Here is a 25,990-nt window from a genome sequence, read left to right on the forward strand (position 1 = left end):
CATGGCAATTAGCGGCGGTTTTTACGGCGGTTTACTCGTTCAACGTTTTCCGCTGATGAAAATGATGACTTTAGGCGCCGTTTTAACCGCCGGCACCAATTTATTATTTGTTTTACTGGCATTTTCCGGCAATCAATTGTGGTTGTTATACGTTTTAATTGCCTTTGATAATTTCGCTGCCGGCATGGCAAATACCATTTTTGTTGCCTTTTTATCGGCGCTCACCGATATCCGATTTACCGCCGCGCAATATGCCATGTTCAGTTCACTGATGACCTTATTACCCAAAATTTTAGGCGGTTATTCTGGAGCCGTGGTTGAACACATCGGTTATCCCAACTTTTTTCTGTTAACCGCCGGCAGTGGATTATTCGTTTTAGCGTTATTATATTTTGTTGCCAAATGGCTACCGATTCGCTCGTAATTACTGCGCTTTGATATCCAATAAACGCCGCACACGTTGACTAAAATAACGATTGCCATTGCGTTCATCGTAAACTTGCGCGGCGTTTTCCGCGAATTCTTTGGCTTTGTCATCAAAATGCGCGGTTGCCAAACAATAATCCAAACGGATCGGCGTGTGATTGTCGCTCAAATTTAAAAGCTTTTTATGATGCTTTTCTGCCAACGCAAAAACAGCGTTACTTTCGCCCAACCGCAACTGTAACTGCATCAATTGCGGCAAAATTGACCACGGCGCGCGCTCTGCTTCCACGGCAGAAATTGCCGAAGATAATAATTGCGCCGCCTGCTCCCAATCGGCATTTTCTAAAAAACTATCAATTACGGGATAATAAATCGGCGCTAAAACATCTGGTTCAGCGGATTCAAGCAAAGATTCCGCTTCAGCAAGCGCTTTGCGATATTGTCCCATAAAATGGTAATAAATAATTAAATCAATGGGTTGTTCATTATATTGTTCGGATTTTTGCCACGCGGAAAAATAATCTTTTGCCGCATCAATATCGCCGCGGTGCATACTTTGCCGCAGCATCGTTTGCTGCCAAATGGATAAATCCAAACCATGATTTTCATAATAAAACTGCATCATATTGTTGTATTCTTCCATTTCTGCTTTCGATAAAGCCGCTTCAAAAGGCAATTTTTCAACAACCGCCGGCAAAAGTTGCAAACAATCTGCTACCGCTTGATGCATTTCCGGCGTCGGCTGTTCTGCCGCGTTTAATTGACTGATGCGATAATGCAATAACCAATCCAAACAACTCATTTGCAAACCCGCAGAAAAAAGCGAATAAAGATTATCTTGCTGCTCATGCAAAACGTAATGACAAATTTCCGCTTGCAAATCATGCTGTTCTGCATCGCTTGCCTTTGCCAAAGCCTCGATCGCCGCATTTTGTTTATCGGCATTAAATTCTAATAATGACCACTCCAAAATCATTTGCCGCAGCGGCGCGCTATAAGAAACCGTCATGAAATCCTCCTATTAATAAAAACGCTCATCGTGTTACGAAAAGCGCAAAAATCATTTTTCTGCTGATTGTTCGCCGTCCGAGCGATGCATAATTTTCCATACACGATGAATTTTGGGACGCCGTTTAAAATCAAAATCGATCGTATTTTCGGAAATTTCTTGCACACAATAACGCGCGCATAACGCCTCTTCCAAACGAAAACCGCGGTAATTATTCGAAAAATATAATATGCCGCCCGCTGCCAAACGCTGCATACAGCCATCAATCAACGCGATTTGATCGCGCTGCACATCAAAAACCCGCTGCTCTTTTTTCGTATTAGAAAACGTCGGCGGATCGCAAAAAATCATATCAAATTGACTTTTTCCGCTGTGTAACCACGCCATCACATCAGCGCGCTGCAAACGATGCCGATCGCTTAACGCGTTTAAATCAAAATTACGTTGCGCCCAATCTAAATACGTTGGCGACAAATCCACGCTGGTGGTATAACTCGCGCCGCCCAAAGCCGCTTGCACGGAAGCCGTTGCCGTATAACAAAAAAGATTGAGTACGCGTTTTCCGGCAGCTTGTTCAAACAAAAGTCGCCGCATCGGGCGGTGATCGAGAAATAACCCCGTATCCAAATAATCGCTTAAATTCACCAAAAACCGCGCCGCGCCTTCGTAAACAATGCGTTCTTCATTACGTTTTTCAGCGGCAGGATTGTATTGCGTTTTACCCGTTTGCCGTTGCCGCGTTTTTAAAAATACTGATCGCTCGTCCAGCGCTAACACTTCTGGCACCACTTGCAAAACGTCAAATAATCGTTGTTGGGCTTTTTGCGGATCGATCGTTTTCGGCGGTGCATATTCTTGTATCACCACGGCATCGCCATAACAATCAATCGCCACCGCATATTCCGGCATATCTTGATCGTAAATACGATAAGCATCGGTTTGCGCGCGTTCTGCGCTGGGACGAATTTTTTGTATATTTTTCTGCAAACGATTAGCAAACATTTGTGCCTGTTCGCTGATTCCAACGCTGGCTTGTGCTAATTTTTGCTGCGCTGCCGTTTCTTGAGATTCCGGCTGTTCGCTGCGCCGATAATGCACAATTTGCGCGGCAATCGTGCCGTTAAATGCTTGGTAATATTTATGCGCCCGCAACCGCATTCTTTTTAATAAAGCATCATTACTCGCGATCACTGCCATTTCCCAATCGGCGGGCAAAGTTTTAAACCAATGACCGAGCGCGGCATAAGTAGGGATTAATTCCTGCACTTCGCCTAATCGTTCGCCATAAGGAGGATTCGCAACCACAAAACCGCGCGCGCCAAAATCAGCGGTTAAATCTTCCAATCGTTTGGGCGCAAAGTGAACAAAATCTTCTAAACCCAAACGTTTCGCATTTGCCCGTGCCGCCGCGATAACCACCGGATTTTGATCGTAGCCATAAAAAACGTAATCCGATAAAGCGGCAATTCCCGCATTTTTGCGCGTTTGCGCTTCATCGATCACTTTATTCCACAACGCTGGACGATGATTTTGCCAGCGCGTAAAGCCCCAATGTTGGCGTTGCAAATTCGGCGCATAATCCGCTGCCATCATCGCCGCTTCTAAAACTAACGTTCCCGCGCCGCAAGTAGGATCAATCAAAGTGGCAGGTTGCGCACAAAATTCATGCCAGCGCGCGCGATATAACAAAGTTGCCGCCAAAGTTTCTTTCATTGGCGCGGCGCCGTGCGCTTGCCGATAACCGCGTTCATGCAAACTGCCGCCGCTCAAATCAAGCGCCAGTGTCAATTCGTTTTTATGCAAATGTGCGTCAAGCAAAATATCCGGCGTTTTTGCGTCAACATCTGGACGCCGTTTAACGATGTCCCGCAAACGATCCACAACCGCATCTTTGATTTTCAAAGCGCCAAATTGTGTATTACGAATGCCGCAGCCCAGTCCATTAAAACGCACGGCAAAAGTATCATCAGGCGCAATGTGATCTTCCCAAGCAATGTTGCGCGCTACTTCATAAATGGCTTCCGCGCTGTCAACGTTTTCATGCGCCAAAACCAATAACACGCGGCTGGCAGTTCGCGACCATAAACACAAACGATAAAAAGTGAGCAAACTCGCTTTTCCGCGCACTACCGCCGGCGCAATCGAGAGCGTTTGCACGCCCAATTGTTCGGCTTCTTGTTGTAAAACCTGTTCACTGCCTTTCGCACAAGGAAGCACGCAGCTAAAAAGCGGTTCGTCCATAAAAATTCCTTACGTTACAATGAAATACTATAAACGCGTTTCTAAAATTTTCCGCAAATCTTTCGCAGCCACATAACCGGGCATCATTTCGCCGTTGGTTAATAAAATGGCAGGGGTGCCGTGAATGCCGAATTGATTGCCTAAAACGTAATGTTTTTTAATCGTATCGGTTGGAACGCCTTTGGGAATGCTGTCGTTAATAGCGTCGGTAAAAGCGCGGTTGCGATCTTCTGATTGCCAAACGGCTTCCATTTGTTGCGCGATTTCAGAATCAACGCCTTCACGAGGAAACGCTAAATAACGAATGGTAATCCCCTGATCGTTATAATCTTTGATTTCGTGGTGAAATTTGCGGCAATAATAACAACTGATATCGGTGAAAACGGTGACTACGTATTTTTCTTCTTTAGCCGGAAATACGATCATTTTTTCTTCTACTGCTTTGAGTTTATCGAGCAGCGCAACATTACTTAAATCGCGCATTTTCCCGTTATCATCAATTTTAATTAACGTGCCTTGCAGAAAATAATTGCCATCTTCGCTAGCATAAAAAACGCCTTCATCGCTAACGATGGTGCGCAGTCCAGCAATCGGCGCGGCGCTGATATGCATATTGTGTACATTTAATTTTGCGAGTTTTTTTTCAATGACGGCATCATCGGCAATAGCAAATGTGGTTAACACCAATGAAAGCATGGTGATGATTTTCTTCATAAACTTTCCTTTTTGTATAAACGAAATTGAGCGTAAAAATAATATTGAAATAATCAGTGAATAACATAAAACCCTTTGTAAAACAAAGGGTTTTTGATAAAAATATTGCGAAAAAATCTAATTTTTAGCAATCATTGAACGCAACATCCATGCATTTTTTTCATGAATTTGCATGCGCACAGTTAATAAATCAGCAGTAGGTTGGTCGCCGGCTTTTTCAACGTCTTTAAACATATCGCGGCAAGTGCGCGCAACAGCTTCTTGACTTTCCACCAAATCTTTAACCATTTCATCAGCGTTAAATGTTTTATCGCCTTCTTTGATTACGGTTAATTTCATAAATTCGCTGTATGAACCGGGGGCTAAATGTCCTAATGCGCGAATGCGTTCAGCGATAACGTCAATTGCCGGCGCCAGTTCGGTATATTGCATTTCAAACATCGCATGCAAAGCGCTAAATTGTGCGCCGGTGACGTTCCAATGATAATTATGCGTTTTAATATAAAGACTATAACTGTCTGCTAAAACTTTTGATAAACCTTCTGCAATGGTTTTACGTTGTTCATCGGTCATACCAATATTAATTTTCATGATGACTCCTTACTTCGTTATGATCATCTGTGTCTTAAAAAAGACGATTTAGGATAACAAATCAGCGCCTGATTTACGATTCAATTTTCGGATTTTAAGAATTTCTCCACGGTCTTTATTTCAACGCTGCCATGAATATGAGGCAAAAGTCCCTGATGATATTCGGGATAACTGCCCGCGCGTTCGGCAAAAAAATTGCGCGGCTGCATAAAGCTATACGTTAACAATAAAAGACACGGCAAACTCAAAGCGAGCGTGTAACGCAATAATGACGCCCCCGACAACGCCACAAAACGCCGCAAAAAATAGCAGACTAATGATAAAGTCACCGCGCTGCTTAATAAAAAGCCCAAAATATCAAATCCCGTATGCGAAAACTGAAAATTTCCCCAATACGCCATAATATCGATACCGTCGCTTAATAACGCCAAAAGCGATACCAATCCGAGCAAAGGAAAAAGTAAATAACGTTTAGCAAGCGGCGCGATCATGCTATGCAATACCCAAACCAAAATCAGCAAAATCAAACCAAGGTAAAACGTTAACCGCCAATTAAAAACGTAGCGCGTCGGCGTATTTAAATAATCCTGCCACAACGGCAATGCAATGGCGCCCACAAAATAAAATACGGCAAGCACGGGGTGAAAAAGCCCAGAAAAACCACGGCGCGGCGCCGGCGTTTGCGTTTTATCAGCAATAAATTCCACGCGCAAAGAAACGCTGCCCAACGTTAATACTGCCGATTGCGTCAATAGCGTTGCGTCTTGTAATAATTGCTGATTAAGATAAGTTTCCTGCGCACCGCAAACGGATAAACCTTCTGCCGTTTGTGCGATCGTTGCGTGATGCTCTGCCACGCCGTCTGCCGTAATAACGATATGATTATCGGCGGCGCTGCCGATCGTCAGCGGAAAATGTTTTATGGAAAAAACGCGCCCGTCGTCGATCGTGATTTTTAATTCTGCCATGATATTTGCTCCAATAAATGCATCACCACCGCTTTTGCTAATGATGGTTGTACGCCATTCATCGCGATGGAAATCCGAAATCCTTCTTGTTTTTCACCAATTTGCGCGGCAACAAAACGCACGTCTTCCACCACTTCCTGCCCATTTTTAAAATGCTGACTCGGACGCCGGCAAAAAGTCGCTTTAAAGGGTTTATCAGCGATGGCAACAAAATCCGCCTGACATTCAATATCGCCATAATCGCGCTGCGGACGGCGGTCAAAATGCAGCTGATAATTACCGCTATATAAACGATAAAAACGCGATTCTAATAACGGCTCGCGCCCGTAGAAAAACGCGTATGAATAACCAAATTCGCCCACAGACGTATATTGATTGATAAAGGTTGAACGATCGTTAAAACACGTCACCGATTCCATCGCCAATAAATCATCAACGTCCGGCTCCGGCGAACTGTCCCAACAGCGCACGTCCTGACTCATCGCCATCGGCACCACAAAATGCCCGATTTTGGTGGTCGGCCATGATTGTTTCAAAGCTTCATCAAAATAATGATGATTATCGGCAAAAAGTTGTTCGGCAATGGAAGCGGTAATATCGGCTTTTTTATCGGAGGACTTTTCTAATAATGCTTTTAAATATTCGCTGGGAATAACAAAACTGATATTGTTACCGCCGGTTAAATAAGCCACGTTAATGCCGATCACTTCGCCTTTTTCGTTTAAAGTCGGGCCGCCGCTCATGCCGGAATCTAAAGCGCCAGAAAACAAAATCCGCGCCTGCGCCGATTTTTTCAGTAATCCGTTATTGATGCCGTCGATAATGACAAAACCCAAATCGTGCGGATTGCCCAATGCGTATAATGAGGCGCCTTGTGCGGGTAATCCGGCTAATTGCAACGGTTTGCCCAAAGGTTTTTCCGCGCGCACTAACGCCAAATCGTGCACCACGTCTACGTCCATCAAAGTTAATGCGCCGGTATCATCGTTACCGTCTACGTATTCCAAACGGTGGCGTTCTTTTTGCACGATATCGGAAATCACGTGATAATTTGTGGCGAGTAACGTCCCGTCGCCAACCAAAAATCCCGAACCAATCGAGGTTTTTTGTCCGGTGGCTTCGCTGATAACGCGAATTTGATAAATACTGGTTTTATATTGGTCAAACAAACCGCTGATACTAAAATCTTCTTTCAGCGGCAAAGCCTGCGCCCACACCGCTAAAAAACAACACCATAAACCCAAAAAATATTTTTTCATGCTAAAGAAACCTTTGCCATGCGGCGTTTTCCCACTTGAATCACGCCCGAAAAACCCGCGGAAAATTGCAGATTTTTATCATCGATGCGTTGACCATCTATTTTAACGGCGCCTTGTTTGATCATGCGCAATCCTTCGGAAGTACTGCTGACGAGTCCCGCGTCTTTTAATAAATTCGCAATGGGTAATGGTTCTGATGCGGTAATCGTCAATTCTTCCAAATCGTCGGGAATTTCATTTTTGGCAAAACGTTGCACAAAAGCTTCTTGAGCGGCACGGGCTGATGCGTCATCGTGAAACCGCGCGACCAATTCCAAAGCCAATTCAAATTTAATGTCGCGCGGATTGGCGCCTGATGCCACTGATGCTTTTAATGCATCAATTTCTGCCAAAGAACGCATAGAAAGTAATTCAAAATAGCGCCACATCAATTCATCGGAAATTGACATAATTTTGCCGAACATTTCCGCTGCCGGCTCAAAAATGCCGATGTAATTGCCCAACGATTTACTCATTTTTTGCACGCCGTCCAATCCTTCCAAAATCGGCATCGTTAAAATGGCTTGCGGCGATAAACCATATTCTCGTTGAATATCGCGTCCCACCAATAAATTAAATTTCTGATCGGTACCGCCTAATTCAATATCCGCTTCTAAAGCAACGGAATCATAGGCTTGCGTTAAAGAATATAAAAATTCATGCACGGCAATGGGTTGATGATTGTGGTAGCGTTTTTGAAAATCATCACGCTCCAAAATCCGCGCGACCGTGTATTTCGCCGTTAAATGCACCATATCGCTCGCGGTCATTTTATCCATCCATTCCGAATTGAAACGGATTTCGGTTTTTTCGCGATCCAAAATTTTAAAAACTTGTTCTTGATAAGTTTTAGCGTTTTCAAGCACTTGTTCTTTTGATAACGGCGGACGCGTGCTGTTTTTGCCCGAAGGATCGCCGATTTGCGCGGTGAAATCGCCCACCAAAAAAACCACTTGATGCCCCAAATCTTGTATCTGCCGCAGTTTATTTAAAACCACCGTATGCCCAAAATGCAGATCGGGCGCCGTGGGATCCATGCCTAATTTTACGCGCAGCGTTTTTCCTGCTTTAAGTTTGGCAATGAGTTCTTCTTCACCGATGAGCTCTTCGGCACCGCGTTGCAACACGGCTAATTGTTCTTCGATACTTTTTTGTTTCATCAAAAAATTCCTTATTATTTTTCAAACGGTTGCGATAAAAATATATGATAAAAACGGTTTTAGAATGATAGGTTCAAAACGCCGTTTTCTTTTTAAAAAGTGGCAATCATCACGATTTACATTTCAATAAATACTCGTAATTTTTGCCAAAAATGCGCTAATACATAAACATTATTTAATAAATTTTTCGTCATTAACATAGAGTAACACGCCGACAAAGCCTCTATAATGTCGCTCTTTTTAATTTGGTGCTCCTTTTGAAGCTTTTTTTGTTTCATAAAAAAGGAGTGGTTCAAACGAAAACCCCTCAATATTATGTCAATGCAGTTTAAAAAGCGTTTTACCCACCGCATTATCATCGGTTGCTCATTATTTGGTTTATGGCATATTCTTGCGTGGCAAGCATCAGCGCACATTATGGCGCCGGAAAGTACGTTGCCACTTCGCCACCGCGTCATCGATCAAGAATCCGATTTCATCGTAGAACGTCCCATTTCTATAGAAAAAACCGCGCCCGAAATGCGCGCAGAATCTGATTCTTCTGATCCTTCGCCGGCGCTAAAATTTAATCAAAGCGGCAGTTTCATCAAACGCGTTGTCAGTTTTGGACGCAGCCGCAATTATTGGATTAATTTGCAAAAATCACAACTTCCGCCGTATTTTCTCCAACAACTCGAAAGCATCAAAAAACATATTATCCATACCGACACCATCGGCGTTGACGTTTTATACAGTGATTATTTGAAAAACGGCGAAATCAGTCCGCAGAACAGCCGCATTTTAGCCGTTCATATCCGCCGCAAAAATGGCGAACACCGCAGCTTTTTTGCGCAACAAAAAAATGGCACCACGCGGTTTTATGATCATGAAGGTAATGCGCCTAATCTCGCCATGGATCGTCTACCGCTCCAGCGCGCGCGCATCACTTCTCCCTTTAGTCTCCAGCGCCGTCACCCGATTCACGGGCAAATTCAAGCGCATGAAGGCGTTGATTTTAAAAGCGAATACGGCGCCAATATTCATAGTACGGGCAACGGCATCGTTGCTTTTGCCGGCTGGCAAGGAAATTATGGGAAATTAGTCGTCATCAAACACGATAACGGCTATGAAACGCGCTACGCCCATCTTTCTGATATTGCCGTTAACATGGGCGATATCATCAAACGCGGCGCCGTCATCGGTAAACTCGGCAATACTGGTTTTTCAACCGGCCCGCATCTTCATTATGAAGTGCGCATCAACGGCGTTGCTTGTGATCCGATGAAAGTGGCTTTACCCAGCGCAGATTCATTACCGCATAAAGATTTAGCGACGTGGCAATACTACGCCGGACGTTATCTTAGCGAAATTGAAACTCTGAAAAAAACGCATACCGTTAAAAAATAAATGGCAGATTATTATCTCGGCATCATGACCGGAACCAGTTTGGACGGTATCGATGTTGCCCTCATTTGCCACGAAGACGCGCAGGATTTTCGTTATCTCACGCATTATGAACACCCAATGCCGGAAGCAGTGCGCGCTCAACTTTATGCGCTTTATCAACGTGGAGAAAATGAATTACAACGCGCCGCTCAAAGCGCGTGGCAATTAAGTCAGGCATGCGCGCAGGCGGTTCATATTTTATTGCAACGTTGCCAAAAAACCGCGGCAGAAATTCGCGCGATCGGCAGCCACGGGCAAACGCTGCGGCATTGTCCCAACGCGCAACCGCCGTACACTATTCAAATCCAAAATCCAGCGTTGCTGGCAGAATTAACGGGAATTGATGTCATCGCGGATTTTCGCAGCCGCGATCTTGCCTGCGATGGGCAAGGCGCGCCGCTTGCGCCGTTATTTCATCGTGCGTTATGCGCGACGCGTCCCATTAATATCGTCAATATCGGCGGCATTGCCAATTTAAGCGTGATTACTGCGGAGCAGTGTTTCGGTTTTGATACGGGAACGGGCAATGCGTTAATGGACGCGTGGATACAACGCCATCAGCACAAAAATTATGATCGCGGTGCAGCGTGGGCAAAAAGTGGGCAATTGCATCACGAATTATTGCGCCATTTTTTGCGCGATCCGTTTTTTTCGGCGCCGCCCCCCAAAAGTAGCGGTCGAGATTATTTTGATTTAGCGTGGCTGGATCGGCATCTCGCTGCTTTTCCGTCACTCACCGCTGAAGACGTTCAACATACTTTATGCGCGCTCACGGCAACAACAATTGCGCAAGCCGTTTACCAATATGGACAAGGTAAAAAGATTTTATTGGTCGGCGGCGGCGCTCGTAATCCTTTATTGGTCACGTTACTGCGGCAGGCATTACCCGAATTTGAGTTTCAAAAATCCTCAATTCCGCCGCAAGCTTTGGAAGCTTCTGGATTTGCTTGGCTCGCGGCGCAATTTTGCCAACGTCGTCCATTAGATTTAAATACGATCACCGGCGGGCAATGCCGGATTTTAGGCGCGTTATATCCGCATTAATTAATTTTTTCATTCAAACAATATGTATGCTTTTTTCACTATTTTCATCGGCGGCGGATTAGGCGCAGTCAGTCGGCATTATTTAAGCGTTTATTTAATGCGCATGACGGCGATTAATGCACCTTGGGCAATTTTGCTCATCAATTTGTTGGGCTGTTTGGGCATTGGTTTTTTCAGCGCGTATTTAAGCCGCCTGACGCACGCCCAGCTGTGGCAATGGTTTTTATTAACCGGTTTTCTCGGCGGTTTTACCACTTATTCCACGTTTACCTTGAATTTAATCCAATTAGGCGAGATCCATTTAGCGAGCGCTTTTTTGAATTTATTCTTACATTTAGGCGGTGGAATATTGTGTTGTTTTGTGGGTTTTTGGCTCGCGCGCGCCGTCTGATAAAAACAGGAAAAGCGCTGCCGATTCGCTATAATGCTCAAATTTTTCACCTTTTGGAGTATCTATGGGCTTTAATTGCGGCATCGTTGGTTTACCGAATGTGGGAAAATCCACCTTATTCAATGCGTTAACTCAAGCGGGCGTTGATGCGCAAAATTATCCTTTTTGCACGATCGATCCGAATACGGGCATTGTGCACGTTCCTGATCCGCGTTTGCAGGCTTTAGCGAACATCGTCAATCCCGCGCGCATTGTGCCGGCGACGATGGAATTTGTTGATATCGCTGGACTCGTTGCTGGCGCCTCACGCGGCGAAGGTTTGGGCAATCAATTTTTAGCACATATCCGCGAAACTGATGCCATTGCGCAAGTGGTGCGGTGTTTTGAAGATCATGATGTGATTCATGTCGCCGGCGCCGTCAATCCCATTAATGATATTCAAGTGATTGAATCAGAATTAATTTTATCGGATATGATGAGTTTGGAAAAAGCAGAACAACGTTTTACGCGAATTGCTAAAAGCGGCGATAAAGACGCCAAACTCAAGCTCGATATCATCAAACGCCTGCAAGCCCATTTAGAAGCCGGACAATTAGCGCGCACGCTTCCGTTAACCGCTGAAGAACGGTTGGCGGTTAAAGAATTATTTTTATTAACGATGAAACCAATGATGTACGTCGCCAACGTTGATGAAGATTGTGCCCCCGATAATCCGCATCTTGTGGCAGTGCAAGAAAAAGCTGCAGAAACGGATGCCGTCGTGGTAACGATTTGTGCGGCAATTGAAGCGGAATTGGCGCAATTAGAACCCGATGAGCAATTGGAATTACTCGCGGAATATGGTTTGGCAGAACCTGGGTTGAATCGCGTAATTCAAGCGGGTTATCGTTTGCTCGATTTGGGCACTTATTTTACCGCCGGCGTGCAGGAAGTGCGGGCGTGGACGATGCCGAAATGCGCAACCGCGCCGCAAGCTGCCGGCGTGATTCATTCTGATTTTGAACGCGGTTTTATTCGTGCCGAAGTGATTGCTTATGAAGATTTTATTACTTTTGGCGGCGAACAAGGTGCAAAAGAAGCCGGAAAATGGCGTTTAGAAGGGAAGGACTATCATGTCCAAGAAGGAGATGTGATACATTTCCGCTTTAATGTGTAACAATTTGAAGGAAATTTAATTTATGGCAACATTTTCTACCAACGAATTTCGTGGCGGATTAAAAATTATGCTTGATGGTGATCCTTATACCATCGTTGAAAACGAATTCGTCAAACCTGGAAAAGGTCAAGCTTTTAACCGCACCAAAGTGCGCAATTTAAAAACCGGACGCGTGCTCGAACGTACGTTTAAATCTGGAGAAAGCGTTGAAGCGGCTGACGTTTTAGAAATGAATATGCAATATCTTTATAAAGATGAAGATAATTGGTATTTCATGAATCCGGAAACATTCGAACAATTACCAGCGGCGCAGGCTGCCGTGGCTGATGCGGAAAAATGGTTATTAGAACAAGATGAATGCACGGTTGTTTTGTGGAATAACAATATTATCAGCGTTACACCGCCGAATTTCGTGGAACGCAAAATTGTTGATACGGATCCCGGTTTGCGCGGCGATACTTCTGGCGGCGGCGGAAAACCTGCAACTTTAGAAACCGGCGCCGTGGTGCGTGTTCCTTTATTTTTAAATATTGGCGATACCATCAAAGTCGATACGCGCAGCGGTGAATATTTAGGACGCGCTAAGGAATAATCGTGTAAAAGGAGAACGTCATGATTGCTCTGAAAAGAAGTGTTTTTTGGTTGTTTTTATTGACACTTGCCGCATGTGTGACCGTGAATATTTATTTTCCGGCAGCTGCGGCAGAAAAAGCTGCCGATCAGATTATTCAAGAAGTTTGGCAGCAGGAATCTGTGCCGCCGAAAAAACAACTCAAAATGCCGAAAAAAGCGCAATCTCAAGCGTTATTGGGCACTTCTTTAGTTAAATTGGCGCAAATCGTGAGTACTCCTGCTTATGCGCAAAGTCCGGATTTTAATGCGACTTCACCAGAAGTTGAGCGATTGATGGCATCAATGGCGCGGCGTTTTTCCCAATTGCGTCCTTATTTTGCGCAAGGAATTGTGGGACTGACGAATGATGGTTTTATTGCCGTTCGCGATGCGGCATCAGCTAATCGTGCGGTACAACGGTTAATTGACAGCGAAAATGCCGATCGGCAGCAGTTATATCAAGCGATTGCCGATGCAAACGATCAGCCTGATTGGGCAGAAAAAATTCAAGATACTTTTGCCCAACGTTGGATTTCGCAAGCGCCGGCGGGTTGGTGGTATCAATCATCAGACGGTTCGTGGCAACAAAAATAGTCTTTTATGATGACTGAAACGCCAACTTCGCCGTTGGCGTTTTTTATGCATAAACACGAATCGCGCGGCGCGGAAATCGTGGGTAATATTTGTGCTTAAAATCACGCGTTAATATAATTTCTCACCACCCGATAAATATAATTTAAAAGGAAAAGATGATGCCTTCTGCCAACAATGTGATTTACCGCATTCAATTTAAAACCGATGAAAATGATTTTGATATTTATGTGCGCAATGTTTATCCTTCTGATATGAATGGTTTTATTTGCATAGAAGGTTTTTTATTTCGTGAGGAAACCTCATCTATTATTAATCCTAAAGTGGAACGGTTGCTTCATGAATTTCATCATGTTGAAACGGCGTTTATTCCTTATTATCAAATCAGCCGTATTGATGCCGTCAGTCAGGCGGGTGAAAGTAAAATTAAAGCGCGGACGAATGCGAGCAAAGTTACCCCTTTTTTGCCCCAATCTTGAGTTTCTTTGTGATAAAAATCATCTTTTTTCTTTCAAATTATCCCTATCACGGCTAATATAAGTCCTCTTTTAACAAAGGAGTTACCATGAAACTAAATAAATTAATGATGAGTGTTTTGGTTGCAGCGGGTTTACTGACTGCATGTTCAGAAGAAACTAAAAAAGAACCTCAAGAAACCGCACAAAAAACACAAGAAGCAGCAACTACTGATGCTAAAGCTGATGCGAAAGACACCGCAGGCGAAGCAGTAGAAAAAGCCAAAGAAATGGCAGCAGATGCGAAAGAAGCTGCTAAAGAAGTCTCAAGTGAAGCTGCTGAAAAAGTGAAAGAAATTGCAGAAGATGCCAAAGAAGTTGCTGGTGAAGCAGTAGAAAAAGCAAAAGAAGTTGCTGGTGAAGCTGCAGAAAAAGCAAAAGATGCGGCAAAAGATGCCAAAGAAGCTGCTGGTGAAGCAGTAGAAAAGGTCAAAGAAGCCGTTAAAGATGATAAAGCTCAAGATGCCGCTAAAGAAAAAGCTGCAGAAGCCGTTGAAGCGACTAAAGAAGCCGCTGCAGACGTGAAAAAAGAAGCCGAAAATGTGGTTAAAGAAGCGGAAAAATCCGTTCAATAATCTGATGGTTCTTTTGGTAACAGCCCGTAATTGCGGGCTTTTTCTTATCTTAAATACGTGAGAAATGATGTTTCACAGTCCCATTTTAAAACGTGCCGGCGTGATCACTTGGATTGTTTTTGCGCTTTGTTTTGGTTTTACTTTGCTGATTCGCGCCGGTTATTCTCCTTTAACACGCTGGTTTTTGTTTTATCCCGAAGCCATTAAACACGGGCAAATTTGGCGCATTATTACGCCGGCTTTTCTCCATTTTTCCATGTTGGGCTCGGTTTTTGTGCATTTGCTATTTAATACAACGAGTTGGCTCAATCTTGCTAGCGCCATTGAAAGCCATGAACGTTCATCACGTTTAGCAGGGCTTTTTTTCTTCAGCGCCATCAGTAGCAATATCATTGCTTATTTATCTTACGGCAGCGCATTTGGCGGACTTTCGGGCGTGGTTTATGCTTTGATTGGCTACATAGGAATGCGTGGGCGTTTTGATGTTTATTATCAAACGATATTACCGCCTTCGATGATACGCGTTTTTATTGGATTTATGTTAATTGGTTATACGGGATTATTCGGTGCCATGGCAAATAATGCGCATTTATCAGGCTTTTTTGCCGGCGTTTTATATGCATACGGTTCCGGAAAACGTTTCCGCCGTTTTAAAAATGAATGCCAATGACGATCGGCATTGTTTCTACAAAAAAGCCCGCAGCACCGGACTTTTTATTTTTCGTTATGTCGATTGAATTTGTGCGGCAATTAATTTCACTTCTAATTTCCAATCAGGAAACGCTAATTGCGCTTGTACGCATGCGCGCGGTGGTGCGCAATTTTTTTCCGTCCACGCTTCCCAAACTTCATTCATCGCGGCAAAATCTGCCATATCTGCAATAAAAACCGTTGCTTCTAAAATATGGGCTTTATCGGAACCGCAACGTTTTAATAACGCATCGATTTGTTTTAAAACACTTTGCGTCTGCCCCGTAATATCCGCTTTCGCATCTTCTGGCACTTGCCCGCTTAAATACACTAAACCGTTGTGAATCGCTGCTTCGCTATAGCGCGCTTCGGGATCAATATATTCAATCATAAATACTCCTTCTCATTGATGATACTGTGGACTCAATTCATGCACCGCCTCAATCATCGCTGCCACATTATCCGGCGATGCATTCGGCGTAATACCGTGTCCAAGATTAAAAATATAACGATGACCATTGCCATAATCTGCCAACGTTTTAGCAACGGCTTGACGAATTGTTTTGGGATCGGTCATTAAAAAGGCGGGATCTAAATTTCCTTGCAAAACGATTGATTCACCAACAATTTTCCGCGCTGCCGCCAGAGAAACCGTCCAATCGACGCCTAAAGCCGCAGCCCCTATTGTTTTTTGTGCAGCTAACCACAAACCGCCCCCTTTCGTAAACACGATAACGGGCGCAACGGTATGAACCGCGGCAACAATTTTTTTCAAATAAGGAAGTGAAAATTGTTCATATGCCCAGTACGGCAAAACGCCGCCCCAAGAATCAAAAATCATCACGGCTTGCGCGCCAGCTTTAATTTGACCGCGTAAATAATCCGTAATCGCGCAAGTTAATTGAGTTAATAAAACGTCCATCGCTTGCGGTTGGGAAAAAGCAAATGATTTGGCAAAAGCAAAATCTTTACTCGCGCCACCTTCAATCATATAAGCAGCTAACGTCCAAGGACTGCCAGCAAAACCAATCAACGGCACGCGATCATTTAATGCGCGTTTTGTTGCACTTACCGCTGCAAAAACGTAATCCAAAGATCCGGAAGGCGGTAACGTTAATGATTCTATTGCTGCAGACGAACGCAATGGTTTTGCAAATTGAGGACCTTCGCCGGCAACAAAAGACAATCCCAAACCCATCGCATCAGGAATCGTTAAAATATCGGAAAACAAAATCGCAGCATCGAGAGGAAAACGCTGCAACGGTTGCAACGCCAATTCACAAGCGAGTTCTGGATTGCGGCACACGTCTAAAAAATGAGGAACTTTCGCGCGCAATTTTCGATATTCAGCAAGATAACGCCCCGCTTGTCGCATAATCCAAACTGGCGTTCTCTCTACTTTTTCACCGCGCAAAACGCGCAAAAAAAGATCGTTTTTCATAGGGCATTTTTAAAATCGTTCAAAATGGAAATAACCTCATTCGTCTTCAATGGTTAGATAATATTGATTTTATGATAAGGTTTTGCGAAAAACCACCGCGATTTTAGGGCAAAAGTCTTTAAACGTGGCGCCAATTGCGTCCAAAAATAAAAATTTTATGCGACGCAATCGCTGTTTTTCCGCTAGAAAAAAACGGGTTTGCCATAACTTTCTAAAATTTCTTTAATTTTTTTCATAGTTTCCGGTTTCGGCGGGTGAATGCCTGCCAATTTATTGGTATCGCCGAATAATGCCCATTTATGAGAGCCCAATTCATGATAAGGCAATAACTCCACTTCAAGGACGTTTTCCATCGGCTCAATAAATTTTCCCAGCAAATGCGCGGAATCTTCATCATCGCTATATTGCGGAACAACGACATAACGCACCCGCACTTTTTGCCCACGTTCTTGCAAATAACGCGCAAAATTCAAAGTTTTATCATTGGGGACGCCGACTAATACTTTATGTTTCTCTGGATTAATTTGTTTTAAATCAAGCATGACTAAATCAGTATGATCGAGTAAACGGATTAAATCGTGATCGTATTGCCGCGCAAAACCATTTGTATCCAAACAGGTATGCAAATTCATTTCTTGGCAAGCAGTAAACCAATCGGCAATAAAAGCGTGTTGCAATAACGGCTCACCGCCGGAAGCCGTAACGCCGCCGCCCGATGCACGCAAATAATGTTGATAGGTTTTAATTTCTTGCATTAATTTCGAAACGGTGGTGACTTCACTTTTATCGGTGGTTAACGGCCAACTGTCGCGATTATGGCAATAAAGGCAGCGCATGAGGCAACCTTGAAAAAAGGCGATAAAACGCAGCCCCGGCCCGTCCACCGCGCCGCAAGTTTCAATGGAATGTAGTACTGCTTGACGTTCTTGCATCAATATTTCTCCAAATCTCAAAAAAAGACGACCGGCACACAGGCGCCGGTCGCAAGTAATTTATCAGGTTTAATTCAAAAATAAATTACATGGTTTGAGTAAAGGTACGTGTAATAACATCTTGTTGTTGTTCACGTGTTAATGAGTTAAAGCGTACGGCATAGCCAGAAACACGAATGGTTAATTGTGGATATTTTTCTGGATCTTCCATAGCTTCTAATAACATTTCACGATTCAAGACGTTAACGTTCAAATGTTGTCCGCCTTCAACAATGATGCTGCCATCGTTTGCGGCTTCGTGGTGGAAATATCCATCCATCAAACCAGCTAAGTTACGGCTGCGTGTTTCGCTGTCTTTACCTAATGCATTTGGAATAATTGAGAAAGTATAAGAAATACCATCTTTCGCAAAGGCAAACGGCAATTTTGCAACTGAAGTTAAAGAAGCAACGGCGCCTTTTACATCGCGACCATGCATTGGGTTTGCACCCGGTCCAAACGGTAAACCAGCTTTACGTCCGTCAGGAGTAGTACCTGTTTTCTTACCATAAACAACGTTAGAAGTAATGGTTAAAACGGATTGAGTTGGTGTTGCATTGCGGTAAGTTTTTAACTTGCTCAATTTTGACATGAAGCGTTCTACTAAGTAGCAAGCAATGCTGTCAACGCGGTCATCGTTGTTACCAAATTGCGGATATTCGCCTTCAATTTTGAAGTCAACCGCGATATTGTTTTCGTCACGAATCGGGGTAACTTTTGCGTATTTAATAGCAGACAATGAATCCGCTGCAACAGATAACCCTGCGATACCGCAAGCCATGGTGCGAATGATGTCGCGATCATGCAATGCCATCAACGCTGCTTCATAGCTGTATTTATCGTGCATGTAATGAATGATATTTAAAGCGGTCATGTATTGTTTTGCTAACCAATCCATGAAGTGATCCATTTTTTCCATGACGACGTCGTAATCTAAAACTTCATCTAAAATTGGTTCCATTTTCGGGCCGACTTGGATTTTCAATTTTTCGTCCATACCGCCGTTAATGGTGTATAACAAAGTTTTTGCTAAGTTTGCACGCGCACCGAAGAATTGCATTTGTTTACCAACACGCATTGGGCTGACGCAGCAAGCAATAGCGTAGTCATCATATTGGAAATCAGGACGCATTAAATCGTCGTTTTCATATTGCACTGAAGAAGTATCGATAGAAACTTTAGCACAGAATTCTTTCCAGTTTTGCGGCAGTTTTTCTGACCACAAGATAGTCATGTTTGGTTCTGGAGAAGTTCCCATGTTGTACAAGGTTTGCAAAAATCGGAAGCTGTTTTTGGTAACCAAAGTACGACCATCTAAGCCCATACCGCCGATAGATTCGGTTGCCCACATTGGGTCGCCAGAGAATAATTCATCGTATTCTGGAGTACGCAAGAAACGAACCATACGTAATTTCATCACTAAATGGTCAACCATTTCTTGAGCTTGAGATTCGGTAATTAAGCCGGCTTTTAAGTCACGTTCGATATAAATATCTAAGAAACTTGAAACGCGACCAAATGACATTGCCGCACCGTTTTGAGATTTAATGGCTGCTAAGTAACCAAAATAAGTCCATTGAATCGCTTCTTTTGCATTTTTTGCTGGTTGAGAAATGTCAAAGCCGTATTTTGCTGCCATTTCTTTCATTTGACCTAAAGCGAGGAATTGTTCTTTGATTTCTTCGCGACGGCGAATGACTTCTTCAATGTTTTCGCCAGATTCTAATTCAGGTTGTAATGAGTTGAATTGGTTGGTTTTATCTTCCATTAAACGGTCGATACCATAAAGCGCAACGCGGCGATAGTCACCAATAATCCGACCACGACCGTAAGCATCAGGCAATCCTGTTAAAATACCCGCTTTACGGCAACGCAAAATATCCGGTGTATAAACATCAAATACGCCTTGGTTGTGTGATTTGCGGTATTTAGTAAAGATTTCAGAAACTAAAGGGTTAAGGGTTTTGTTATAAACTTTGCAGCTGCCTTCAACCATGCGCAAACCGCCAAATGGCATGATCGCGCGTTTTAAAGGAGCATCAGTTTGTAAACCAACAATAGTTTCCAATGATTTGTCAATATAGCCAGCTTCGTGAGAAGTGATAGTTGAAATGGTATCGGTATCAACATCGTAAGGAGCGTGCGTACGGTTTTCAACCTTGATCATTTCAGCAACGGTATTCCACAAACGAGTAGTTGCTTCTGTAGGACCTTGTAAGAAAGAGCCATCTCCTTCATAAGGAGTATAATTCTTTTGGATGAAGTCACGAACATCAACATTTTCTTGCCAATTGCCTGCGGTGAATCCTTTCCAAGCCACCGAATTTTCATGAACGTCTTTCATAAGTACCTCTTGTTAACGTTAAATAGAAAATAATAAACTTTTTCTTAATTCCTGCATTTTATCATTTTGATATTTTTCCTACAAGCTCAATTTAATTACAATTATCAAATAATAGAAATGAAGTTATTTCTAACATCAATATTATTTTAATCAAATCGGCATCGTTTTATTTTTAATGTCATTATTTTTTCGCAGTAATTAGATTCAATATACACCATAAAAAACAATAAAAACAATAAGATGTAATATCAGTAATTTATAAAGGATATTTTTCAGCATATCATCTTTTATTTATCTAATAGATTTATAAAGCGAGAATTAGAAATCAATTATTTTTAAAGATGTATATATATAAAAATGTTGCATATTGTGATATCAAGAATATTTACCAAAACTTATTTTTATAATTACAAATCACTTATTCTCACCGCTATCAAAGACCGCCGATTGCAACGCATTGTATTTTAGTTAATAATCAAAAAAATTATCGGAACAGACAATGCAATATTGGTACCAACAACAGTTTCTCAAAATTCAAGATCACAGCCGTGAACATATCATTCCGCTACTCGCACTGGCAGCGCGTTTAAAAGCCGCTAAAAAAGGCAATCGCGAATCGCCCGTTTATTTGCAAGGGAAAAATATTGCCCTCATTTTTGAAAAAAGCGGCACACGCACACGCTGCGCCTTTGAAGTAGCCGCCGCCGATCAAGGCGGAAGCACCAGTTACATCAGCACCCGCACCTCACAACTCGGAAGACAAGAAAGCTTGGTAGATACTGCGATCGCGCTCGGCAGAATTTACGACGGCATCGCCTACCGCGGCAGTCATCAATATACGTTAGAAACCCTCGCGCGCCACACCGGCATTCCCGTTTATAACGCGCTCACCGATTCTGCTCACCCCACGCAAATGCTGGCGGATTTACTCACCATTCGCGAACACACCGACAAACCCTTTGAAGAAATTCAACTGGCATATTTGGGAGACGGGCAAAACAGCACCGCGATTTCTTTATTATTTACGGCAGCAATTATGGGCATCAATATCCGCATTGCCGCGCCGGCAAGTTTACAACCCGATCCCGAAACATTCCGCCAAGCTGAAAAAATCGCCCAACAAACCGGCGCCAAAATTACCATTACCGAAGAAATCGCTGCCGCCGTTCAATATTGCGATTTTCTTTATACCGATGCGTGGGTATCGATGGAAGAATCCGACGAAATATGGGAACAACGTATTCCGCTGCTAATGCCCTACCGCATTGATCAAGATACATTGATCGCGTGTCAAAATCCGGACGTTAAATTTATGCATTGTTTGCCCGCTTTTCACGACCGCACCACACCCGCCGGCGATCGTTTTTTCACCATTTATAAAAAAGCCGGCATTGAAGTTTCCCACAACGCTTTTATGGGTAAAAATTCCATCGTATTTGATCAAGTGGAAAATCGCATGCATACCATCAAAGCGTTATTGGTTGCCACTTTAAACGAATATCTTTAAATGAGCGTCATCATTATTGGCGGCGGTGCGGCAGGCACTTATTGCGCAATCCACGCGGCACAACGCGGTTTATCAGTCTGCATTTTAGAAAAAAATCCCGCGATTGGCGCAAAATTACGCGTTTGCGGCGGTGGGCGTTGTAATTTCACCAATCTTCATATCAAACCAGAAGCCTATTTATCGCATAATCCGCATTTTTGCCGTTCCGCACTCGCCAAACACAACCAATGGGACGTTTTAAAATGGTTCGACGAACACCGATTGACGTACCACGAAAAAAAATCTGGACAACTATTTTGCGCGCAACACAGCCGCGGCGTTATTCAAGCTTTAGCAGATGAATTACACCATTTCGGCGTGCCCATTCATTACAACACCTGCGTTTTACACATTGAAAAAACCGAAAACGGTTACTTATTGCATACTAATCAAGGAGATTTTGCTGCCGAGCAATTAGTCATCGCCTGCGGCGGCGCCTCTTTTGCCAAATTGGGCGCGACCGATTGCGCGCTTACTTTTGCCAAAAGTCTCAAGATTGCCAATTACCCTTTTCGCCCCGCGCTGGTGCCGCTGCTTTTATCGCCGGCATTCCCGCAATTAGCCGGCGTGACCACCGAAGTCATCGTGAAAACGGAAAACGCGCCGGATTTTCGTGATGATATGCTTTTCACCCACCGCGGTTTATCGGGACCTGCCATTTTGCAAATTTCCAGTTACTGGCAAAAAGGTGCGGCGCTGGAGCTGAATTTTTTGCCCGATTGTCCGCCGGATTTTTTATTAACCGCCAAACAACAACAGCCGCAAAAAAGCCTGTCTCACGTACTCAAAACCCTGCTGCCAGCGGCATTGGTGCAACACTTTATTCCCAATCAACAACCGCTCCAACAATACAGCGATGCGCAATTACGCGCTTATACCCAACAATTGCAACATTATCGCGTTCTGCCCAGCGGCACAGAAGGCATGAAAAAAGCGGAAGTTTGCCGCGGCGGCATTGATACGCGCACTATGGATCCGCGTACTTTGCAAATTAAAGCGCACGCTGATTTATACGCCATCGGTGAAGCCGTTGACGTCACTGGCTGGTTGGGTGGCTACAATTTGCAATGGGCGTGGTCATCGGCGTGGTGTTGCGCGCAGGCATTACGTTTGTAACGTTTTTATTTTTTTGTTAAACGAGGAATGTTTATGACGCCCAAAATGGCTTTTGCTGCTTACCAACGCATTGCGCGCCGGTTGCCACAGCCCAAATCTCGTCCACAACCCCAAAAAATCCAATCCATTTTAGAACTCATTCCCAGCACCGATATTTTTTTCTTTGATGCTTTTGGCGTGCTCAACGTTGGGAAAACGCCCATTCCGCACGTCGCCGAACGCATTCGTCAACTCAAAAAAGCGGGAAAACACTGTTTTGTCATCAGTAATGGCGGCGGTTTTGAACGCAGCGTTTATCAACAAAAATACCGCGCTTTGGGTTACGATTTTTCTTTAGAAGAAATTGTTTCCAGCCGCGATGCATTACTTTTAGGACTTGCCGATTATCCTGCCCAATATTGTTGGGGCATTATCGGCAGCGCCGGCGAACAACGCGATATCACGGCTTTAGGTTATCGGCAAATCAATCAAGACGCGCCGGATTTTTTTGCGCGTGCCGATGGTTTTTTATTTTTATCATCAATGCGTTGGAACGATGAAAAACAAAACACGCTCATCGAAGCGTTAACCGACCGTCCGCGTCCATTATTGCTTGCCAATCCTGATTTGATTGCACCGCAATCGCAACAAAGCTCCATCGAAGCCGGTTCCTACGTTTTATTGCTTCCCGATCAATTATTTAATCAAGTGCGCGTTTTCGGGAAACCTTATCCGTTAATTTATGAAATCGCGCGCCAACGTTTGCGGTCGCAAAAAATCGTTTTTAATCCCGAGCGCTGCGTAATGATTGGTGATACTTTACACACCGATATCCTCGGCGGTAATGCATTCGGCATTAAAACCGCTTTGGTCACCGATTACGGTTTTTTGCGCGCGGCTGATTATCAAACGGCAATCGCGGAAAGCGGTATTTTTCCCGATTACGTGCTGAACAGTCCTTAAAACGACCGCGCGGTTTATTGTCTTTTCTAGGAAATTTCATGAAAAAATTTTTATCACTACTGATCGCAATGACTATGACCACAATACACGCTCTTCCCACGCCACCAGACATCGCAAAACGTCCGCACACCGTTGAATCTCCTTTTGGTTCGCGGCAAGACGAATATTATTGGCTCCGCGATGATACGCGACAAAATCCAGAAATCCTCTCCTATCTCAATGCTGAAAATGCTTATGCTGATGCCGTGCTCGCGCCCACCAAAGCGTTGCAAGATAAGATTTATCAAGAAATGGTTGGACGCATAAAGCAAGATGATAGTTCCGTGCCCAGCCGCGAACATGGTTGGTGGTATTACAGCCGTTATCAAGAAGGCAAAGAATATCCAATTTTTGCACGCCGTCCCGATAAACCAGAACACAATGCGCGCACTATTGAAGAGTTAAATCAAAAAAATGATTTTAGCGATGAAGAAATTTTGTTAAACGTGAATGAATTAGCGCAAAATCATGATTATTACATGGCGTTTTACAGCGATATCAGCAAAGAATCGCATCTTATGGTTTGGGCGGACGATACTAACGGCAGGCGGCAATATACGCTGCATTTCAAAGACTTAAAAACCGGCGCCGCATTACCCGATACCATTTCCGGAACCAGCGGCGAGGCGATTTTCGTCGGCGATGGGCGCAGTGTTTTATACATTGAAAAAGATCCGGAAACTTTATTGGGCAAACGCGTTAAATTGCACCATTTAGGCAGCACAGAACCCGACCGCGTCATTTATGAAGAAAAAGACGATAGTTTTTATATGGGATTAGGCGTCAGCCGCGATGAAGAATATGCCTTTATTTATCTCGCCAGCACGCTTTCCAATGAACAATATTATGCGCCGATCAAATACCCCGAAAAATTCACGTTATTTGCCAAAAGAGCAGCCGATGTTGAATATAACGCCGATCATTTTGCCGGCAAATGGATCATTACCACCAACGCCGACGGCGCCAAAAATTTTAAAATCATGACCGCCGCCGATGGCAAAACCGAGCGAAACGATTGGCAAAATTGGGTTGAACATAATGATCAAGTGCTCATTGAAGGCGTTGAATTATTTAATGATTTTACCGCCATCGAAGAACGCAGCGAAGGATTAACGCGCATTCGTTTACTCAAAACTGACGATCAAAATCCACAAAATCACTATATAAAAACCGATGAAAGCGCTTATACCATGTCGCTGGCGAGCAATACTGAAGCGGATAGTCCGTGGTTGCGTTACTTTTATACATCGATGACGACGCCCACGATTGTTTATGAATATAACATTCACACGGGCGAACGGCGCGCGCTCAAACAAGAATTTGTTCGCGGATACGATCAAAACAATTACCAAACGGAACGCGTTTGGGTACCAGCGCGCGATGGCGTGCAAATTCCCGTGTCGCTCGTATACAAAAAAGGCTTGAAACGCGACGGCAGCGCGCCGCTTTTGCAATATGCTTACGGCAGTTATGGCGCGTCCATGGATCCCAGTTTTAGCAGTTCAATCATTAGCTTGCTCGATCGGGGCGTAGTTTACGCTTTGGCACATATTCGCGGCGGTTCTGAAATGGGGCGGTCGTGGTATGAAGACGGAAAATTGTTGAAAAAACTCAATACGTTTAATGATTTTGTTGACGTTACGCATTATTTAACCGCGCATCATTACGCGGATAAAAATCGGGTTGCGGCGATGGGCGGAAGCGCCGGCGGATTATTGATGGGCGCGGTGGCAAATCACGCGGCTGCAGACTATCGCGTCATTATTGTGGAAGTGCCGTTTGTGGATGTGGTCACCACCATGCTTGATGAAACGATTCCGCTGACAACTAATGAATTTGATGAATGGGGCAATCCCGCCGCCAGCGAAGAAAGTTATCGCATGATGCTTTCTTATTCACCGTACGACAACATCACAGAACAAGCATATCCGGCGATGTTTATCGGCACGGGTTTATGGGATTCACAAGTGCAATATTGGGAGCCGGCAAAATATACCGCACGTTTACGTGATAAAAATACTTCAAATTATCCCATTATTTTGCGGACGAATATGGAAGCCGGTCACGGCGGAAAATCAGGACGGTTCGGCAGCATACGCGAATTAGCAGAAATATATGCATTTATGCTGGATCAATTGGGTATTAAAGAATAAACCGCGCAATAAAAATCCCCGCTAGTGCGGGG

24 protein-coding genes and 1 pseudogene are annotated in these 25,990 nt (G+C 43.9%); 14 read left to right on the forward strand and 11 right to left on the reverse strand.

Translation table 11 applies throughout. The features are described from left to right. Window positions 1-424: pseudogene (locus tag AKG33_RS01915) on the forward strand (AmpG family muropeptide MFS transporter); the annotation flags it as partial. Here AKG33_RS01915 and AKG33_RS01920 read toward each other — a convergent pair. The 7 genes from AKG33_RS01920 to tyrS all read right to left on the reverse strand — a co-directional run bounded on the left by AKG33_RS01920 (window position 425) and on the right by tyrS (window position 8,407). Then, a complete protein-coding gene (locus AKG33_RS01920) occupies window positions 425-1,435 on the reverse strand; it encodes a tetratricopeptide repeat protein (protein ID WP_012031599.1) in 1,011 nt (336 codons plus the stop codon). Window positions 1,436-1,486: 51 nt separating this feature from the next. Beyond that, the gene (gene rlmKL / locus AKG33_RS01925; protein ID WP_012031600.1) at window positions 1,487-3,676 is read right to left on the reverse strand and encodes a bifunctional 23S rRNA (guanine(2069)-N(7))-methyltransferase RlmK/23S rRNA (guanine(2445)-N(2))-methyltransferase RlmL; all 2,190 of its coding nucleotides are present in this window, start codon (window positions 3,674-3,676) and stop codon (window positions 1,487-1,489) included. A 27-nt stretch (window positions 3,677-3,703) separates the two neighbouring features. After that, window positions 3,704-4,390: a bifunctional protein-disulfide isomerase/oxidoreductase DsbC gene (gene dsbC / locus AKG33_RS01930; protein WP_012031601.1), complete on the reverse strand. Its 687-nt coding sequence runs from the start codon at window positions 4,388-4,390 to the stop codon at window positions 3,704-3,706. 117 nt (window positions 4,391-4,507) lie between these two features. Then, the gene (locus tag AKG33_RS01935; RefSeq protein WP_012031602.1) at window positions 4,508-4,981 is read right to left on the reverse strand and encodes a Dps family protein; all 474 of its coding nucleotides are present in this window, start codon (window positions 4,979-4,981) and stop codon (window positions 4,508-4,510) included. An 80-nt stretch (window positions 4,982-5,061) separates the two neighbouring features. After that, window positions 5,062-5,949, reverse strand: coding sequence for an FHA domain-containing protein (locus AKG33_RS01940; protein WP_012031603.1), 888 nt, complete (start codon window positions 5,947-5,949; stop codon window positions 5,062-5,064). Continuing rightward, window positions 5,937-7,208 carry a S1 family peptidase gene (locus tag AKG33_RS01945; RefSeq protein ID WP_012031604.1) on the reverse strand — a complete coding sequence of 424 codons (1,272 nt, stop codon included), beginning with the start codon at window positions 7,206-7,208 and terminating at the stop codon, window positions 5,937-5,939. Before AKG33_RS01945 ends, AKG33_RS01940 begins: the two co-directional genes overlap by 13 nt. Further along, window positions 7,205-8,407 carry a tyrosine--tRNA ligase gene (tyrS, locus tag AKG33_RS01950; protein ID WP_012031605.1) on the reverse strand — a complete coding sequence of 401 codons (1,203 nt, stop codon included), beginning with the start codon at window positions 8,405-8,407 and terminating at the stop codon, window positions 7,205-7,207. The genes AKG33_RS01945 and tyrS overlap by 4 nt, the downstream gene beginning before the upstream one ends. A 321-nt stretch (window positions 8,408-8,728) precedes the next feature. On the opposite strand from tyrS, the gene AKG33_RS01955 reads away from it, so the two are divergent. The 9 genes from AKG33_RS01955 to AKG33_RS01995 all read left to right on the forward strand — a co-directional run bounded on the left by AKG33_RS01955 (window position 8,729) and on the right by AKG33_RS01995 (window position 15,386). Continuing rightward, a complete protein-coding gene (locus AKG33_RS01955; RefSeq protein ID WP_012031606.1) occupies window positions 8,729-9,793 on the forward strand; it encodes a M23 family metallopeptidase in 1,065 nt (354 codons plus the stop codon). Continuing rightward, window positions 9,794-10,876: an anhydro-N-acetylmuramic acid kinase gene (locus tag AKG33_RS01960; protein ID WP_012031607.1), complete on the forward strand. Its 1,083-nt coding sequence runs from the start codon at window positions 9,794-9,796 to the stop codon at window positions 10,874-10,876. Between the two features lie 22 nt (window positions 10,877-10,898). Then, complete coding sequence (locus tag AKG33_RS01965) at window positions 10,899-11,267, forward strand: fluoride efflux transporter FluC (RefSeq protein ID WP_012031608.1); 369 nt, start codon at window positions 10,899-10,901, stop codon at window positions 11,265-11,267. A 64-nt stretch (window positions 11,268-11,331) separates the two neighbouring features. Further along, entirely contained in the window at window positions 11,332-12,423 is a 1,092-nt protein-coding gene (gene ychF, locus AKG33_RS01970; protein WP_012031609.1) for a redox-regulated ATPase YchF, read from the forward strand. Window positions 12,424-12,445: 22 nt separating this feature from the next. Beyond that, complete coding sequence (gene efp / locus AKG33_RS01975) at window positions 12,446-13,015, forward strand: elongation factor P (RefSeq protein WP_012031610.1); 570 nt, start codon at window positions 12,446-12,448, stop codon at window positions 13,013-13,015. Window positions 13,016-13,035: 20 nt separating this feature from the next. Continuing rightward, window positions 13,036-13,629: a YdbL family protein gene (locus AKG33_RS01980; RefSeq protein WP_012031611.1), complete on the forward strand. Its 594-nt coding sequence runs from the start codon at window positions 13,036-13,038 to the stop codon at window positions 13,627-13,629. A gap of 155 nt (window positions 13,630-13,784) precedes the next feature. Then, window positions 13,785-14,105 (forward strand): DUF1820 family protein, encoded by a 321-nt coding sequence (locus AKG33_RS01985; RefSeq protein ID WP_228369808.1) that lies wholly within the window; start codon window positions 13,785-13,787, stop codon window positions 14,103-14,105. 86 nt (window positions 14,106-14,191) lie between these two features. Continuing rightward, window positions 14,192-14,716: a hypothetical protein gene (locus AKG33_RS01990; RefSeq protein ID WP_012031613.1), complete on the forward strand. Its 525-nt coding sequence runs from the start codon at window positions 14,192-14,194 to the stop codon at window positions 14,714-14,716. 64 nt (window positions 14,717-14,780) lie between these two features. Continuing rightward, entirely contained in the window at window positions 14,781-15,386 is a 606-nt protein-coding gene (locus AKG33_RS01995) for a rhomboid family intramembrane serine protease (RefSeq protein ID WP_082203956.1), read from the forward strand. A 54-nt stretch (window positions 15,387-15,440) separates the two neighbouring features. Here AKG33_RS01995 and AKG33_RS02000 read toward each other — a convergent pair whose 3' ends face one another. The 4 genes from AKG33_RS02000 to pflB all read right to left on the reverse strand — a co-directional run bounded on the left by AKG33_RS02000 (window position 15,441) and on the right by pflB (window position 20,162). After that, window positions 15,441-15,797 carry a RidA family protein gene (locus AKG33_RS02000; RefSeq protein WP_050707871.1) on the reverse strand — a complete coding sequence of 119 codons (357 nt, stop codon included), beginning with the start codon at window positions 15,795-15,797 and terminating at the stop codon, window positions 15,441-15,443. Window positions 15,798-15,809: 12 nt separating this feature from the next. Further along, window positions 15,810-16,847 carry a uroporphyrinogen decarboxylase gene (hemE, locus tag AKG33_RS02005; RefSeq protein ID WP_050707872.1) on the reverse strand — a complete coding sequence of 346 codons (1,038 nt, stop codon included), beginning with the start codon at window positions 16,845-16,847 and terminating at the stop codon, window positions 15,810-15,812. A 182-nt stretch (window positions 16,848-17,029) separates the two neighbouring features. Beyond that, window positions 17,030-17,779 (reverse strand): pyruvate formate-lyase-activating protein, encoded by a 750-nt coding sequence (pflA, locus tag AKG33_RS02010; protein WP_012031617.1) that lies wholly within the window; start codon window positions 17,777-17,779, stop codon window positions 17,030-17,032. Window positions 17,780-17,864: 85 nt separating this feature from the next. Next, a complete protein-coding gene (gene pflB, locus AKG33_RS02015; protein ID WP_012031618.1) occupies window positions 17,865-20,162 on the reverse strand; it encodes a formate C-acetyltransferase in 2,298 nt (765 codons plus the stop codon). A gap of 499 nt (window positions 20,163-20,661) precedes the next feature. Here pflB and argF point away from each other — a divergent pair, with 499 nt between their 5' ends. Genes argF through AKG33_RS02035 form a run of 4 tightly spaced genes read left to right on the forward strand, consistent with a single transcriptional unit; the run spans window position 20,662 to window position 25,958 of the window. Beyond that, entirely contained in the window at window positions 20,662-21,669 is a 1,008-nt protein-coding gene (gene argF / locus AKG33_RS02020; protein ID WP_012031619.1) for an ornithine carbamoyltransferase, read from the forward strand. Further along, a complete protein-coding gene (locus tag AKG33_RS02025; RefSeq protein ID WP_012031620.1) occupies window positions 21,670-22,824 on the forward strand; it encodes a BaiN/RdsA family NAD(P)/FAD-dependent oxidoreductase in 1,155 nt (384 codons plus the stop codon). It begins immediately after the preceding gene. Between the two features lie 33 nt (window positions 22,825-22,857). Continuing rightward, window positions 22,858-23,766, forward strand: a complete 909-nt coding sequence (locus AKG33_RS02030) for an HAD-IIA family hydrolase (protein ID WP_012031621.1) — start codon at window positions 22,858-22,860, stop codon at window positions 23,764-23,766. Window positions 23,767-23,804: 38 nt separating this feature from the next. Continuing rightward, window positions 23,805-25,958, forward strand: a complete 2,154-nt coding sequence (locus AKG33_RS02035) for a S9 family peptidase (protein ID WP_050707873.1) — start codon at window positions 23,805-23,807, stop codon at window positions 25,956-25,958. The last annotated feature ends 32 nt before the right edge of the window (window positions 25,959-25,990 follow it).

The organism is Dichelobacter nodosus (assembly GCF_001263335.1).
In the GTDB taxonomy this organism is placed as follows: domain Bacteria; phylum Pseudomonadota; class Gammaproteobacteria; order Cardiobacteriales; family Cardiobacteriaceae; genus Dichelobacter; species Dichelobacter nodosus.